General features: G+C 68.3%; 10 protein-coding genes. 4 read left to right on the top strand and 6 right to left on the bottom strand.

What is annotated here, in order from left to right; all coding sequences use genetic code 11:
* The first annotated feature begins 51 nt into the window (after positions 1-51).
* Positions 52-1,299 (top strand): phenylacetate--CoA ligase family protein, encoded by a 1,248-nt coding sequence (locus tag ACSFA7_RS09520; protein ID WP_435499148.1) that lies wholly within the window; start codon positions 52-54, stop codon positions 1,297-1,299.
* On the opposite strand, the gene ACSFA7_RS09525 is transcribed toward ACSFA7_RS09520, so the two are convergent.
* Both ACSFA7_RS09525 and ACSFA7_RS09530 read right to left on the bottom strand, forming a co-directional pair.
* The gene (locus tag ACSFA7_RS09525) at positions 1,290-2,309 is read right to left on the bottom strand and encodes a hypothetical protein (RefSeq protein ID WP_435499149.1); all 1,020 of its coding nucleotides are present in this window, start codon (positions 2,307-2,309) and stop codon (positions 1,290-1,292) included. The genes ACSFA7_RS09520 and ACSFA7_RS09525 overlap by 10 nt on opposite strands.
* A 110-nt stretch (positions 2,310-2,419) precedes the next feature.
* Entirely contained in the window at positions 2,420-3,535 is a 1,116-nt protein-coding gene (locus ACSFA7_RS09530; RefSeq protein WP_435499150.1) for a citrate synthase/methylcitrate synthase, read from the bottom strand.
* An 82-nt stretch (positions 3,536-3,617) separates the two neighbouring features.
* Between ACSFA7_RS09530 and ACSFA7_RS09535 the strand changes: the two genes are divergently transcribed.
* A complete protein-coding gene (locus ACSFA7_RS09535; RefSeq protein ID WP_435499151.1) occupies positions 3,618-4,781 on the top strand; it encodes a citrate synthase in 1,164 nt (387 codons plus the stop codon).
* Between the two features lie 9 nt (positions 4,782-4,790).
* Here the strand turns inward: ACSFA7_RS09535 and ACSFA7_RS09540 are convergent, their stop codons facing one another.
* Together ACSFA7_RS09540 and ACSFA7_RS09545 are read right to left on the bottom strand one after the other, a co-directional pair.
* Positions 4,791-5,363 carry a type 1 glutamine amidotransferase domain-containing protein gene (locus ACSFA7_RS09540; protein WP_435499152.1) on the bottom strand — a complete coding sequence of 191 codons (573 nt, stop codon included), beginning with the start codon at positions 5,361-5,363 and terminating at the stop codon, positions 4,791-4,793.
* Positions 5,364-5,544: 181 nt separating this feature from the next.
* A complete protein-coding gene (locus ACSFA7_RS09545; protein ID WP_435499153.1) occupies positions 5,545-6,729 on the bottom strand; it encodes a M48 family metalloprotease in 1,185 nt (394 codons plus the stop codon).
* A 202-nt stretch (positions 6,730-6,931) separates the two neighbouring features.
* Between ACSFA7_RS09545 and ACSFA7_RS09550 the strand changes: the two genes are divergently transcribed.
* The gene (locus ACSFA7_RS09550; RefSeq protein ID WP_307612861.1) at positions 6,932-7,906 is read left to right on the top strand and encodes a tripartite tricarboxylate transporter substrate-binding protein; all 975 of its coding nucleotides are present in this window, start codon (positions 6,932-6,934) and stop codon (positions 7,904-7,906) included.
* Between the two features lie 151 nt (positions 7,907-8,057).
* On the opposite strand, the gene ACSFA7_RS09555 is transcribed toward ACSFA7_RS09550, so the two are convergent.
* A complete protein-coding gene (locus ACSFA7_RS09555) occupies positions 8,058-10,166 on the bottom strand; it encodes a PQQ-dependent dehydrogenase, methanol/ethanol family (protein ID WP_435499154.1) in 2,109 nt (702 codons plus the stop codon).
* 134 nt (positions 10,167-10,300) lie between these two features.
* Here ACSFA7_RS09555 and ACSFA7_RS09560 point away from each other — a divergent pair, with 134 nt between their 5' ends.
* The gene (locus tag ACSFA7_RS09560; protein ID WP_435499155.1) at positions 10,301-11,563 is read left to right on the top strand and encodes a helix-turn-helix domain-containing protein; all 1,263 of its coding nucleotides are present in this window, start codon (positions 10,301-10,303) and stop codon (positions 11,561-11,563) included.
* Positions 11,564-11,574: 11 nt separating this feature from the next.
* Here the strand turns inward: ACSFA7_RS09560 and ACSFA7_RS09565 are convergent, their stop codons facing one another.
* On the bottom strand, positions 11,575-14,034 hold the full coding sequence (locus ACSFA7_RS09565) for a glucose/quinate/shikimate family membrane-bound PQQ-dependent dehydrogenase (RefSeq protein ID WP_435499156.1): 2,460 nt from the start codon (positions 14,032-14,034) through the stop codon (positions 11,575-11,577).
* Positions 14,035-14,062 lie beyond the last annotated feature (28 nt).

The following is a 14,062-nucleotide window of genomic DNA, read 5'->3' on the forward strand; positions in this document are numbered from 1 at the left end:
CCCGACATCCGCCTGGCGGAAGAACCGAACTGAAAGATGAAGGGTACGGACATGACCGACCACTACGACAAGCTCGAAATCCGCGATCCCGCAGAACGCGAGCGCGACCTGCTCGCCGCACTTCCGAAGCAGATCGCGCAGGCGCAGACGGCAACCTCCGCGTTCCAGAAGATCCTCGACGGCGTGAAGCCCGCGGACGTGACGACGCGCGACGCGCTCGCGAAACTACCGGTCACGCGCAAATCGGAATTGCTCGACCTGCAGAAGGCACGCCGTGCCGACGATCCGTTCGGCGGCTTCGCATCGATCGTGCGCGGCCCGCGCATGCCGCGCGTGTTCGCGAGCCCCGGCACCATCTACGAACCCGAAGGCGAGGCGCGCGACTACTGGCGCACCGCGCGTGCACTGCATGCGGCGGGCTTTCGCAGCGGCGAACTGATCCACAACAGCTTCAGCTACCACATGACCCCCGCGGGCTCCATCATGGAGAGCGGCGCGCGCGCGATGGGCTGCACCGTGTTCGCGGGCGGCACCGGGCAGACCGAGCAGCAGCTCGAAGCCATCGTCGACCTCAAGCCCGAAGGCTATGCGGGCACGCCGAGCTTCCTGAAGATCCTGCTGGAGAAGGCCGAGGAGAAAGGCCAGCAGTTGCCTTCGCTCACCAAGGCCCTCGTCTCCGGCGAAGCCTTTCCGCCCAGTCTGCACGACTGGATCGCCGCCCATGGCGTGAAGGGCACGCAGTGCTACGCCACCGCCGACCTCGGCCTCATCGCCTACGAGACCAGCGCACGCGAAGGCCTGGTGATCGACGAGGGCGTACTGGTCGAGATCGTGCGCCCCGGCACGGGCGACCCGGTGCCTGACGGTGAAGTGGGCGAGATCGTCGTCACCAGCTTCAATCCCGACTACCCGCTGGTGCGCTTCGGCACCGGCGACCTCTCGGCCGTGCTCGCGGGCACCTGCCCTACGGGCCGCACCAACAAGCGCATCAAGGGCTGGCTCGGCCGCGCCGACCAGACCACCAAGGTGCGCGGCATGTTCGTACATCCGTCGCAGGTGGCGGAGATCGCGCGGCGCTTTCCGGAGATCGTGCGTGCGCGCCTCGTGGTGTCAGGCGAGATGGGCGACGACCAGATGACCTTCAAGCTCGAATGCGCGGGTGCGCCGGCCGGGCTCGATGCGCGCATTGCCGATGCGGTGCGCGAGGTGACCAAGCTGCGCGGCACCATCGAGCTGGTGGCACCGGGCACGCTGCCGAACGACGGCAAGGTGATCGAGGACGCGCGCAGCTACAAGTAGCGGCGGTAGAACCGGCGCGTGATGGCGCGCGTGAGCGCCACCACCAGCGCCGCATAGACCAGCGCGAGCGCCACGGTGGCGCCAATGGTCCCGAGTGTGTTCGACATGCGCATGGAGCTCGTGTATGCAAGAAAGAACCACGCGATCGCGATGACGAGGCTCATCACCTGCACCAGCACGAAGGCCGACACGGACGCGGCCACGGCCCTGAAAGGCCGCGCCAGCGACATGCCAGCCCGCGTGCCGAGCCAGCCACCCCAGAACGCGAGCGCAAAGGCCGCGAGCCACGGCAACACCAGGGTGAGCAGCAACCTGAGCGCGTTGTCACCCGACGGAAAAAGCCAGTTGGACACCGCCAGGCTGCTCCACAGTTGCATCGACGCGAACACCGCGGCGATCAGCCACACGACGGCACGGCGCGGCGGTGCGCCGGAGACCTCGAAGGCCGCATCCTCCGGTGCGCGAACTGCCACGTCCTGGCCGCGGCTTCGGCTCAGCGCGAGGCGTGCTGCAAGCCAAATGCCGAGCACCAGCACCGTCAGCTGGACAACGGACTGCAACAGCATGGCGGCGCCCATGCCGAGATAAGGCGAGTAGCCGGAGAACTCTTCGAAGCGGCCGCCGAGCATGAACAGCGTCCTGATCTTGAAGAACAGCGGTGTCAGGCCGTAGTAGCTGAACGCGACCACGAGTGCCCACACCGTTGCGAAGCGCAGCCTCGCATCGTGCGCCAGCGCCACGTTCTCCACGCCAAGCCTTTCGAGCGCATTGCGTGCGTGGCTCCAGGCGAGCACGGCCGACAGCGTCCAGGGCACCGCGAGGCCGGCCAGCATGCTGATCCAGACCTCCGGTTGCGCGTAGGCACTGCGGATCTGCTCGACGTCGGGCGTGAACCGCGTCAGCAGCACGACGGTGCTGATGACGAACATGGCCACATCGAGCCCCACTGCGATCAGCGCGAAGTCGCGGGGCAAGCGCAGCGCGCGCTCGTCGGAAGGGTTCACCGTCATAGGAATACTTTCGCCTTGCGTCATGCATGCCGCGGTCGGCATGCGAAGACAACGAGGGTACCGGATGACGGTGCGACGGCGCGTGGGCCTTGCGTTTGTCTCTCTCGGGATCAGTGCGCGAGCGCGGCTTCGGCCTCTTCGGGTGCAGGTCCGACGTACACGGACTGCGGACGAATGAGCCGGCCCTTCTTCACCTGCTCTCGCGCATGCGCCACCCATCCGCTCACACGGCCGGCCGCGAACACGCAGGTGAAGCTCTCGCGGCCGAAGCCCAGCGCTTCGAGCAGCAGCGCGGTGTAGAACTCGACGTTGGTTTCCAGCGCGCGGTCGGGCTTCTTCTCGCGCAGGATCGCGAGCGCGGCCTGCTCCGCGGCTTCGGCCAGTTCGAAGCGCGCGGCGTTGACGCTGCCCTCGACACTCAGCCGGCGCAGCGCGCCCTTGAGCGCATCGGCGCGCGGATCGCGCACGCGGTAGATGCGGTGGCCGAAGCCCATCAGGCGCTGGCCGCTGGCCACCGCGCCTTCGAGCCAGTGGCGCGCGTTGGCGGCCGTGCCGATGGCATCGAGCGCATCGAGCACCGGGCCGGGCGCGCCGCCGTGCAGCGGGCCCTTGAGCGCGCTGATGCCGGCGAGCACGGCCGATGCCAGGCCCGCGCCCGTCGATGCCACCACGCGCGCCGCGAAGGTCGAGGCGTTGAGGCCGTGGTCGCACACGGTGACGAGGTAGGTGTCGAGCGCCGCGGCCTGCGCGGCCGTGGGCGTGCGGCCGTGGAGCATGCGCAGCATGTCGACGGCGTACGGCAGCGATTCGTCGGGTGCGAGGGCCTGCACGCCGAGGCGCCAGCGCATCACGGCCGCCGTGTAGACCGCAGGCGCCGCGACCAGCCGCAGCGCGGTGGCGAGGTCGTCGCCATCGGGCAGCCGCGCAAGCAGCGCGCGCACCGCTTCGATGGGCGGCATCTTGCGCAGCACCGCATCGTCGTTGGGCTGCAGGCGCTCGAAGGCTTCGCGGCGTGCGCGGCCGAGCGCACTGCGCAAAGCCTCTGCATGGGGCACGGTGTCGAAGAAGCTCTGGAACAGCAGCGCCACCACGTCTTCATAGCGCCAGCGCTGCGCGATCTCGTCGAGCTGGTGGCCGCGGATCACCAGCCGGCCGGCGGCGCCGTCCACCTCGGACAGCACCGTGTGCGCGGCCACCACACCTTCGAGGCCATCGTCGTTGTTCATCGTTTCGTACTCCTGGGTTATCACGATGACATCGATTCTGTCGGCGCTAACATTGACGTCAATCTTGATCTATTCCATCAACATGACCAAGGCTCCCCTCTGGCTCCCCGCCGCCGAAGCGCTCGAACTGATGCAGGTGCGCCCGCAAACGCTCTACGCGAGCGTGAGCCGCGGCCGTATCCGCGCCAAGCCCGATGCGGCGGACCCGCGCCGCAGCCTCTATCACCGCGACGACGTGCAGCGCATCGCGACCCGCACGCGCGGCAGGCGCAGCAGCGAGACGGTGGCGAGCGAGGCCATCCAGTGGGGCGAGCCGGTGCTTCCCTCCGCGGTGTCGACAGTGGCCGAGGGGCGGCTCTGGTATCGCGGGCAAGACGCTTGCGAGCTCGCCGAACACGCAACGCTCGAAGATGTCGCAGGGCTGTTGTGGGAGAGCGCGCCACCGCGCTTCGTGGCTACGACCTCGGCATCGGTTCATTCGAAGGCGGCGACGCCGTCGCAGGCAGGTTTGCTCGCACTCGCGGCTCGCGCCGCCATCGATCCGCCTTCGCGCGGCCGTTCACGCAGCGTGCTGCAGGTTGAGGCGGCGGATGTGATCGGCACGCTCGCCGATGCCCTGCTCGGCCCATCGACCGCGCAACCGGCGCACCTGCACACGCGGCTTGCCGCCGCATGGCGCCGTCCGCGCGCGGCCGACGTGCTGCGCCGCGCGCTCGTGCTGATGGCCGACCATGAACTCAACGCATCGACCTTCGCGGCACGCGTGACCGCCTCCACGGGCGCATCGCTTGCGGCCTGCCTGCTCACGGGCCTCTCCACGCTGACCGGGCCTTTGCACGGCGGCGCGGCGGCAGCCGTTCAGGCATTGATGCGCAGCGTCGCCGCGCTCGGCAGCGAAGCCGCGGTGCGCGAATGGCTGGCACACGACCGGCCGCTCGCGGCCTTCGGGCATCCGCTCTATCCCGCCGGTGATGCGCGCTGCACCGCGTTGCTCGAGGTCATCGAACTGCCGCCGGCCTTCGCATCGCTGCGCGCCACCGGCGAAAAGCTGCTGGGCGAGGCGGCGAACATCGACTTCGCACTCGCGGCCATGGCGACGGTGCACAAGCTGCCGGCCGATGCGCCGCTGATGCTGTTCGCGCTGGCACGCACGGTCGGCTGGACGGCGCATGTGCTCGAACAGCAGGCGAAGGGGCAGTTGATCAGGCCGCGCGCCCGCTATACGGGGCCCGACATCGCGCGCTGAGCGCGGCGCTCAATGCAGGGCGGCCTCGTACGCCAGCTCGAACATCTTCGTCATCTCCCGATTGAAGGCCGGCAGGTCGTCGGGCTTGCGGCTCGTGACGAGCTCGCGGTCGACTACCACTTCGGCATCGCTCCACTTCGCGCCCGCATTGCGCAGGTCCGCGCGCAGCGACGGCCACGACGTCATCTTCCTGCCCTTGACGCCGCCGGCATCGATCAGCGTCCACGGGCCGTGGCAGATCGCGGCGATGGGCTTGCCCGCTTCGACGAAGGCGCGCACGAAGGCCACGGCCTTGGCGTCGATGCGCAGGGTGTCGGGGTTGACGACGCCGCCCGGCAGCAGCAGCGCGTCGAAATCTTCGGCCTTCGCGTGCTCGAGCGGCACATCGACCTCGAAGGGGTCGGCCGCCTCGTGGTGGTGCCAGCCGCGCACGCTGCCGTCCACGGGGGACACGATCTGCGTGTGCGCGCCGGCACGGTCGAGCGCCTGGCGCGGCTCGGTCATCTCGACCTGCTCGAAGCCGTCCGCAACGAGGATGGCGACCTTCATTCCGTCGAGGGACGAGGTGGTGATGGTGGGCATGGGAATGTGCTCCTTGTGAGTGCGTTTCGGGACCAACGAAACTTCACCCTAGGGCGCTCGCACGTCCCACGCATCGGCGTGCGTCGGGTCTGCCTGTCGGACAGTTCGACGGGCGGCAACCTTCTCTTACGACGCTTTACCGCGCACCTGTACTTGCGTACCTGGCGCGCTGGTCGGTCGATTACTTCCGGCAGGCAACCGGCAGCGCCTTGGCGGGCAGGCCGTCGCCGGCCGTGCAATGCCATTCGACGCCGTCGTCGACAGCCGAGGGCTCCATCTGCAGCGTGCCCTTGGGGGTCTTCACCTCCACCACCATGGTGTCGGGGTCGAGCTTCAGGGCCGAACCGTCGGGCAGGGTTTCCGGCGCACCGGCGGCCTCGAGGGAATCGGGAATCTCCTGCTTCTCCTTGTAGTAGGTGCCGAGCGTCTCGCGCACCGGCGCAGCCTGGAACCATGCCTGCGAGACGACCGCGCGCGTCTGATAGTCCTGGTAGGCCGGGATCGCCACCGCAGCCAGGATGCCGATGATCGCAACCACGACCATCAACGCCAACACGCCGCCGCCCGCACGCCCGGTGTTGGGCACGAAGATCGCGAGCACATAGGCCAGTGGATTGCGGCCGGGCAGCTTGGCCGCCGGATCGATGGTGCGCGCCACGCGCTTGGTGAGCCAGGGGTAGCCGCCGATCAGCTCGTGGAACGACGCCCAGAAGCCGCTGTTGCCCGCCGACTGGTCGGCATAGCGCTGCAGGTCGACGTTGCGCCACTGCTGCGCGCCGGCAGCCAGCGCCACGAGCGCGCGGGGCGCCGAGTCGGGCTCCTCGCAGCAGGCGGCGCCGTGCAGGTCGCAGGTGTATTCCTGCGCACGCGAATAGGCCGCGCCCAGGAGCGGCAACCAGAGCACCGGCATGCGCCAGACGTGGCCGGTGAGGTGACCGCGCTTGATATGGCCGAGCTCGTGGCCGATGTAGAAGTTGATGCCGTCGGGCTGGGTTTCCATCGCATCGACCACGTCGGACAGCAGCACGACGAAGTCGCGCCCGAAGAAGCGGGTGGCAAAAGCGTTGAAGATGCCGTCGCCGTGCAGCAGGTAGGCCTCGGGCGGGTTCTCGATGCCCAGGTAGCCACAGCAGGCCTTGAAGCGCGCATGCAACTCGGGCAACTGGGTGGGCGAGAGCTTCACGGCCGTGCCCTTGATCCAGGCGATGACGGCCGACTGTACAAATACATAGGCAATGAAGCCGAGCAGCACGTAGATGAGCGCGAGGCCCAGGGTGCCGAGCACCAGCAGCCCCCAGACGAGCACGCCCAGGCCGAGCGTGATGTTGCCGAGCCAACGCTCGCGCGGGTAGACCCATGGATCCATTGGAATTTCCTCCTCGGTGCGGCCCCGGGGGCCGCGTTGTTGTGGTTGTTTTTCGCGCCCCCTGGCGCGGCTTTCGCGCAGGGATCATGCCCCAGAAGGGTCGGATTCAGATACGAACCTAAGGGCTATTCGGGATTGGTCAGGCGATGGTCAGCCTATAAGATCGCGGCCGATTTTCAATCTCAACCGTCCCGGAGACTTCATGAAGAAATTGCTTGCCCTTACCGCGATCGCCGCTGCCGCTGTCGGCGCTCACGCCCAGGATTTCCCCGCAGGCAAGACCGTCACGCTGGTGGTGCCTTTCGCAGCCGGCGGCCCGACCGACCGCGTCGCGCGCGACCTGGCCGAAGCCATGCAGAAGACGCTGGGCACCACCATCGTGGTGGACAACACCGCCGGCGCCGGCAGCTCCATCGGCACCGCCAAGGTGGCGCGCGCCAACCCCGACGGCTACACGCTGCTCCTGAACCACATCGGCATGTCCACGATGCCGGCGCTCTACCGCAAGCTCCCGTTCAACGTCGAGACCGACTTCGAATACCTGGGCATGGTCAACGAAGTGCCGATGACGCTGATCGGCAAGCCCGGCCTGCCGGCCAACAACTACAAGGAGCTGACGGCCTGGATCGACGCCAACAAGGGCAAGATCAACCTGGGCAACGCCGGCCTGGGCGCCGCCTCGCACCTGTGCGGCCTCCTGTTCCAGAGCGCGATCAAGGTCGAGATGACGCCGGTTCCCTACAAGGGCACGGCCCCCGCCATCGCCGACCTGCTGGGCGGCCAGATCGACCTGCTGTGCGACCAGACCACCAACACCACCTCGCAGATCGAGGCCAAGAAGGTCAAGGCTTACGCCGTGACCACCGCCAAGCGCCTGACCACCCCCGCGCTGAAGGACCTGCCCACGCTGTCCGAATCGGGCCTGAAGGACTTCGAAGTGTCGATCTGGCACGGCATGTACGCCCCCAAGGGCACGCCGGCACCGGTGCTCAAGAAGTTGAACGAAGCCATCACGGCCGCCATGAAGGACCCGGGCTTCATCAAGCGCGAAGAAGCGCTGGGCGCGGTGATCACCACCGACAAGCGCACCCAGCCGGCCGAACACAAGAAGTTCGTCTCGGCTGAAATCGCCAAGTGGGGTCCGATCATCAAGGCTGCCGGCGTTTACGCCGACTAGCTGTTGATCGCCCCCAGGCTGCGCGCACTTCGTGTCGCTTCGCCAACCCCCTACCGGGGGCAACACCTGAGGCCCGGCAGAGCCGGTTCCTCGGTGTTCCGGGAATGAATCCATAAAAGCCGCAGGTCTCCGGACCTGCGGCTTTTTCTTTCTACTTCGGCCGGATCGCGTCCGCCGTCCCCTGGATGAACGCCTTGATGCTCTCGATGTCATCGCCCGAGAGCTTGCCCGTGAAGTCGGGCATGCCGCGCGCCATGGCCGGGCCCTTGAGGATGAACTTGTCCAGGTTCTCGATGTAGGCCGAATCCATGTAGCCGAGGTTGGGGATGTTGCCGCCGCGGTCCACGCCCGGCACGCCGTGGCAGAACACGCAGTTGCTCACATAGAGCATCGTGCCGGCCTGCACCTTGGCGGGGTCGTACTTCACGCCCTGCACCAGCTTGCTCATGCGGTACTGCACGAAGTCCGGCATCTTGGCGGTGCCGCCGACGGCGAAGGTGTAGACCGTGCCCGGCCCCTGCTTCTCGGTGGCGCGCTGCGCAAGGCCGTACACCCCGCCCCAGCCTACGGCCACCGACACGTACTGCTTGCCATCGACCATGTAGGTCGAAGGCGCCGCGACCACGCCGGTACCGGTGGGTGTTTCCCACAGCTTCTCGCCAGTCTTCGCGTTGTAGGCCAGCAGGCGCCCGTCGGCCGTGCCCTGGAACACGAGGTTCCCCGCGGTGGTGAGCGTGCCGCCGTTCCAGGGCGAGGCGTAGTCGACGCCCCAGGCTTCCTTCTGAGTCACCGGGTCCCAGGCGACGAGGCGGCCGAAGGGCTTGCTCTTGGGCGGCTCGGCGTTGGCGAACATGCCGGTGTTCCAGCCCAGCGCCCCATGCGGCCGGCCGGGCACGTTCTCGTCGAACTTCCAGGCCTTGTCGTCCATCAGGTTGATCGGCACGTGCTGGGCGGGCAGGTACGCGTACCCCGTCTGCGGGTTGAACGACATCGGGTGCCAGTTGTGCGCGCCGAAGGGGCCGGGGATGCTGTCGCCGGGCCTGGTGTTCTCGCGCGCGGCGGCGATCTCGATGGGGCGGCCGTTCTTGTCGTAGCCCGTGGCCCAGTTCACCTCGACGAAATTCTTCGCCGAGATGAACTTGCCGTTGGTGCGGTCGATGACGAAGAAGAAGCCGTTCTTGGGCGCATGCAGCAGCACCTTGCGTGCCTTGCCGCCGAGCTTGACGTTGGCCAGGATCATCGACTGGGTCGATGTGTAGTCCCAGTTGTCGCCGGGCGTTTCCTGGTAGTGCCACACGTACTTGCCGGTGTCGGGGTCGAGTGCCACCACCGAGCCGAGGTAGAGGTTGTCGCCGCCCTTGGGGCTGCGCGCCTTGTGCGCCCACGGCGAGCCGTTGCCGGTGCCCACGTACATCAGGTTGAGCTCGGGGTCGAAGGCGAAGCTGTCCCACGCGGTGCCGCCGCCGCCGGCCTCCCAGTACTTGCCGCTCGGGTCCCAGGTCTTGGCGGCGCGCGCCATCGATTCGTCCTCGAAGGGCTTGGACGGATCGCCCGGCACCACGAACCAGCGCCACTTCTGGTCGCCGGTCTTCGCGTCGTAGGCGGTGACGTAGCCGCGCACGCCGTACTCGGCGCCGCCGTTACCGATGATCACCTTGCCCTTGAAGACGCGCGGCGCGCCGGTGATGGTGTAGCTGCCCTTCTGCCCGTCGATGGTGTTCTTCTCCCACACCTTCTGGCCCGTGGCCGCATCGAGCGCGATGAGCCGGCCGTCGTAGGCGGCCACGTAGACGCGGCCTTCGTACAGCGCCACGCCGCGGTTCACCACGTCGCAGCAGCCCCTGAAGCCTTTGGACTTGTCGACCTGCGGATCGAAGGTCCAGAGCTTCTGCCCGGTGCGCGTGTCGATCGCATGCACCACGCTCCACGAGGCGGTGACGTACATGATGCCGTCGACCACCAGCGGCGTGGCTTCCACGCCGCGCGTGGATTCGAGGTTGTACGACCAGACCAGCCCGAGCTCTTTCACGTTGCCGGCGTTCACCTGGTCGAGCTTGCTGAAGCGCGACTCGGCGTAGTCCAGGCCGACGCTCGGCCAGTCGGGGGTTTTCTGTGCCGCGTTGGCGCGCACGAAGTTGCCGTCGACCTTCTTGACTGCGGCGGCGGCACGGTCCTGCGGACTCTGGGCCGCAGCCATCGATGCGCCCAGGCACAGCAATGCGCCGGCCAGCAGGCGCAGCCCGGTGGTGGTTTTCTTCATCGTGGGTCTCCTTATGCTGCAAGGATCGTTCGCGCTGCGCCGTCGTTCATCTTCGGGATTTCCCCAATCGAGCCTTGTTCCATTGCGGAACACATTCGACGGGGTTCCCCGAATCCTGGGAGGCATCGAACGACATGGCCCTCGAAAAATTCGACAGGCTCGGCACGGCGAATGCGCCGCACCAACTTTTCGCCAACACGCCCGCGCAGCGCGTGGCGCTCGCGCGGCGGCAATTCTTCGAGGAAGGCGTGCGGCCCTCGGGCCTCATCGGCGAGGCGGTGCTGCAGTCGTGGATGCGCTGCACACGCACGCATGCCGACCGGCAGCGCATCGTTCCCTTCGATGCCGTCACACCGAGCCGCCTGCACGCCACGCTCGCGCGCAACCGCGAGCTGCTCGATGTCGCGCGGCAGGAGCTCGGGCAGATGGAGCACGCGCTCGCCGGCACCGACTGCCGCGTGATCCTCACCGACCACGAAGGCGTGGTGGTGCACGTCACGCACCAGCCCGCCGCCGCGCACCAGCCGGTGCTGCGCAAGACCGCGCGCGTGGGCGTGAACATCTCCGAGCGCATCGTTGGCACGACCGCACCCGGCATCGTCGCCACCACAGGGCAGGCCTGCACCGTCGATGGCGCGGAGCACTACTTCGACGTGCTGCGCGAAATGCAGTGCGCAGCCGCGCCGATCCGCGATGTGACGGGGCGATTGGCCGGCGTGCTGGACCTCACGGTGGAGGCGCGGCGCTTCGGGTTCGATGCGGCGTCGATGGTGTCGCTCTATGCGACGACGATCGAGAACCGCCTGCTGCAGGCGCAGTCGCGCGACCACCTCATCCTGCGTTTCCAGGCGAGCCCGACGCTGCTTGGCACGCCGCTGGAGGCGCTCGCGGGCATTGCGCCGGACGGCACCATCGCGTGGCTCAACAACGCCGGCGCGCGGTTGCTCGGGCGCTTGCCCGAAGCGGCCGGCGAGCGCGATGTCGAATGCCTGTTGGGGCATGACCTTGCGAGCCTGTTGCGGCTGGGGCGCCGTGAATCTGCGCAGCCGCTGCGGCTCGCGAGTGGTCTTGGCGTGTGGGTGCTGGCGCATCTGAAGGGCGCGAACGGCGTGGACTTCAAGCACGCGGTGGCGATGCCTGGCCTGCATGCGTCGACGCCTGTCGAGCACACGGCCGCCGCGGCCACTGACAGCGAAGACGGCACAGCCGCAACCGATGACGAGCAGGTGCCGCATGCCGAAACCTTGCGCGAACACAGCCGCAAGCTGATCGAGGAAACGCTCGCTGCGCATGGCGGCAACGTGTCCCAGGCCGCGCGCCAGCTCAACGTGTCGCGCGGCACGCTGTACCGCCGAATGCGCGGCTGGCGCGACAGCGATATGCCTGCAGCCGACTGACGCGCCTGTCTTCAGCGCTTGGGCAGCGCGTAGGCGATCACATGGTCCCCGGTCCGCGTACCGAGCGAACCATGCCCACCCGCAGCCACCACCACGTACTGCCGCCCATCGCTGCCGCGGTAGGTCATCGGCGTGGCCTGTCCGCCTGCGGGCAGCCGGCTGCGCCACAGCTCCTTGCCGTTGCCCACGTCGTACCCGCGCACGTACTGGTCGAGCGTGCCCGACAGGAAGGCCACGCCACCCGCGGTCATCACAGGCCCGCCGAGATTCGGCACGCCCATCGCGAACGGCAGCGGCAATGGCGAGCTGTCGCGCACCGTCCCGTTCTTGTGCATCCAGATGACCTTGCCGCTGCGCAGGTCCGCCCCCGCCACGTGCCCCCAGGGCGGCGCCTGGCACGGCAGCCCCAGCACCGAGGTGAACGGGTTGAGCTTGATCGCGAACGGCGCGCCGAAGTTTTCATTGAGCGCGGGCAGGCTGCCGGTCGGCTGCCCCTTGCCCTGCACATAGCGCGTGGTGTCGTCCGCACGCGGCACCAGTCGCGACACGAAGGCCAGCGACGCCGGCGTGGTGAAGGCGATCTGCCGCTGCGGATCGACCGCGATGCTGCCCCAGTTGAAGACGCCGAAGTTGCCGGGGTAGATCAGCGAGCCCTGTGTCGACGGCGGCGTGAAGCGGCCTTCGTAGCGCAGCCGGTGAAACGCGATGCGGCACGCGAGCTGGTCGAACACCGTCGCGCCCCACATGTCGGCCGGCGTCAGCGCGGGCGGATCGAACGAGAGCCCCGACACCGGCTGCGTCGGCGCGGTGCGGTCGCCCGTGGCCGCGCCCTGCGGCGCGGGCCGCTCGTTCACCGGCACGATCGGCTTGCCGTTGCGCCGGTCGAGCACGAAGAGTTCGCCCTGCTTGGTCGGCTGCACCAGCGCCGGGATGGTCTCGCTGCCCACGCGCAGGTCGATGAGGCTCGGCTGCGCGGGCACGTCGTAGTCCCAGAGGTCGTGGTGCACCGTCTGGAAGCTCCAGCGCACGCGGCCGTTCGCCAGGTCGAGTGCCACCACCGACGACGAATAGCGCTCCGCGCCCTCGGTGCGCTTGCCGCCCCACTGGTCCGGCGGCTGGTTGCCCGTGGGCACGTAGACCAGTCCCAGCGCCTCGTCCACGCTGGAGATCGACCAGCTGTTGGGCGAGTTGACGGTGTAGGTGCGGTCGGCCGCGATGGGCGCGGTTTCTTCGGGGCTGCCCGAATCCCAGTTCCACACCAGCGCGCCGGTGTTCACGTCGAAGGCGCGGATCACGCCCGAGGTTTCCTTGGTCGAGACGTTGTCGAGCACCGTACCGCCCACCACGATCAGCGAGCGCGTCACGACGACCGGCGAGGTCGAGTAGTACGCGCCCAGGCTCACGTTGGGCATGTTCTTCCAGAGATCGATCTGCCCGCTGCCGCCACCGAAAGCGAGGCAAGGCTTGCCGTTCTCGGGGTTGAGCGCGAGGACGCGGCCGTCGGCGGTGGGCATGAAGAGCTTCGCGTCGCAGTCGCCCGTGGGTGCCGAAGGCGAAGGCGCCGGTTTCGATGCGGCGGTGGTTGAGGCCGCGCTGCCCGCGTAGTAAGACAGGCCCCGGCAGGTCAGATGCTGCAGCGCGAGCGGACGCTTGATCTCGGGCGTGTAGCGCCAGAGCTGCTCGCCCGTGGTCGCGTTGAGCGCCACCACCGCCTGGTGCGGCGTGCAGAGGAACAAGCGCTCGCCGATCTTCAGCGGCGTGACTTCGAAGGTCGTCTCTTCCGGATCGCCGGGCTGGCCGCGCACATCGCCGGTGCGAAAGTGCCAGGCCTCCTCGAGCTGCCCGACGTTGGCCGGCGTGATCTGGTCGAGTGCCGAATAACGCTGGCCGAAACCGGTGCCGCCGTAAGCGGTCCAGTCGTCCTTCGGCGGAGGCGGACTGGCGAGCGCGGTGGCCGTTGCGTTGCTCGGCGCATCGGGCAACGGCGCGATGCCCTCGATGCGGCCGGGCTCGCGCGTCCACGAGAACACGGCAGCCAGCAGGAAAGCCGCGAGCACCACGCCGAGCACGCCGCGCGCACGGCCGATGCCCGTTGCATCGCGGCGTGCAAGCGAGCGCGCGACCCACGGCGTGAGGAGGAACAGGCCGACCACGAAGAACACATCGCCGCGCGCGGCCAGCGGCCACCAGTCGAAGCCCACTTCCCACAACGCCCACACGAGCGTGAGCAGCACCACCGCCGCATAGAACAACAACCCGATGCCGCCACCACGCCTGAGCAGCAAGGCCGAGGCGATGAGCCCGAGCCCCGCCACGAGGTAGTACCACGAGCCGCCGAGTGCGATGAGCCATGCGCCCGCGACCACGAGCGCGAGACCCGCAAGGCCGATGAGCACGGCGATCACGACAAGCAATGCGGAGGACGACGAGGACTCGGCGGGTTGGGTGAACTGGGCGGAGGAACGCGTCATGGCCTGGACTCCTGGAGGCGGAATACTT

It is taken from the genome of Variovorax trehalosi (assembly GCF_051216415.1).
Taxonomy (GTDB): Bacteria; Pseudomonadota; Gammaproteobacteria; order Burkholderiales; family Burkholderiaceae_C; genus Variovorax.

What these genes read in the sequence shown, in the direction of transcription:
- ACSFA7_RS09520 (WP_435499148.1), top strand. Translation starts at nt 52, where the DNA reads ATGACCGACCACTACGACAAGCTCGAAATCCGCGATCCCGCAGAACGC.
- ACSFA7_RS09525 (WP_435499149.1), bottom strand. Translation starts at nt 2,309, where the DNA reads ATGACGGTGAACCCTTCCGACGAGCGCGCGCTGCGCTTGCCCCGCGAC.
- ACSFA7_RS09530 (WP_435499150.1), bottom strand. Translation starts at nt 3,535, where the DNA reads ATGAACAACGACGATGGCCTCGAAGGTGTGGTGGCCGCGCACACGGTG.
- ACSFA7_RS09535 (WP_435499151.1), top strand. Translation starts at nt 3,618, where the DNA reads ATGACCAAGGCTCCCCTCTGGCTCCCCGCCGCCGAAGCGCTCGAACTG.
- ACSFA7_RS09540 (WP_435499152.1), bottom strand. Translation starts at nt 5,363, where the DNA reads ATGCCCACCATCACCACCTCGTCCCTCGACGGAATGAAGGTCGCCATC.
- ACSFA7_RS09545 (WP_435499153.1), bottom strand. Translation starts at nt 6,729, where the DNA reads ATGGATCCATGGGTCTACCCGCGCGAGCGTTGGCTCGGCAACATCACG.
- ACSFA7_RS09550 (WP_307612861.1), top strand. Translation starts at nt 6,932, where the DNA reads ATGAAGAAATTGCTTGCCCTTACCGCGATCGCCGCTGCCGCTGTCGGC.
- ACSFA7_RS09555 (WP_435499154.1), bottom strand. Translation starts at nt 10,166, where the DNA reads ATGAAGAAAACCACCACCGGGCTGCGCCTGCTGGCCGGCGCATTGCTG.
- ACSFA7_RS09560 (WP_435499155.1), top strand. Translation starts at nt 10,301, where the DNA reads ATGGCCCTCGAAAAATTCGACAGGCTCGGCACGGCGAATGCGCCGCAC.
- ACSFA7_RS09565 (WP_435499156.1), bottom strand. Translation starts at nt 14,034, where the DNA reads ATGACGCGTTCCTCCGCCCAGTTCACCCAACCCGCCGAGTCCTCGTCG.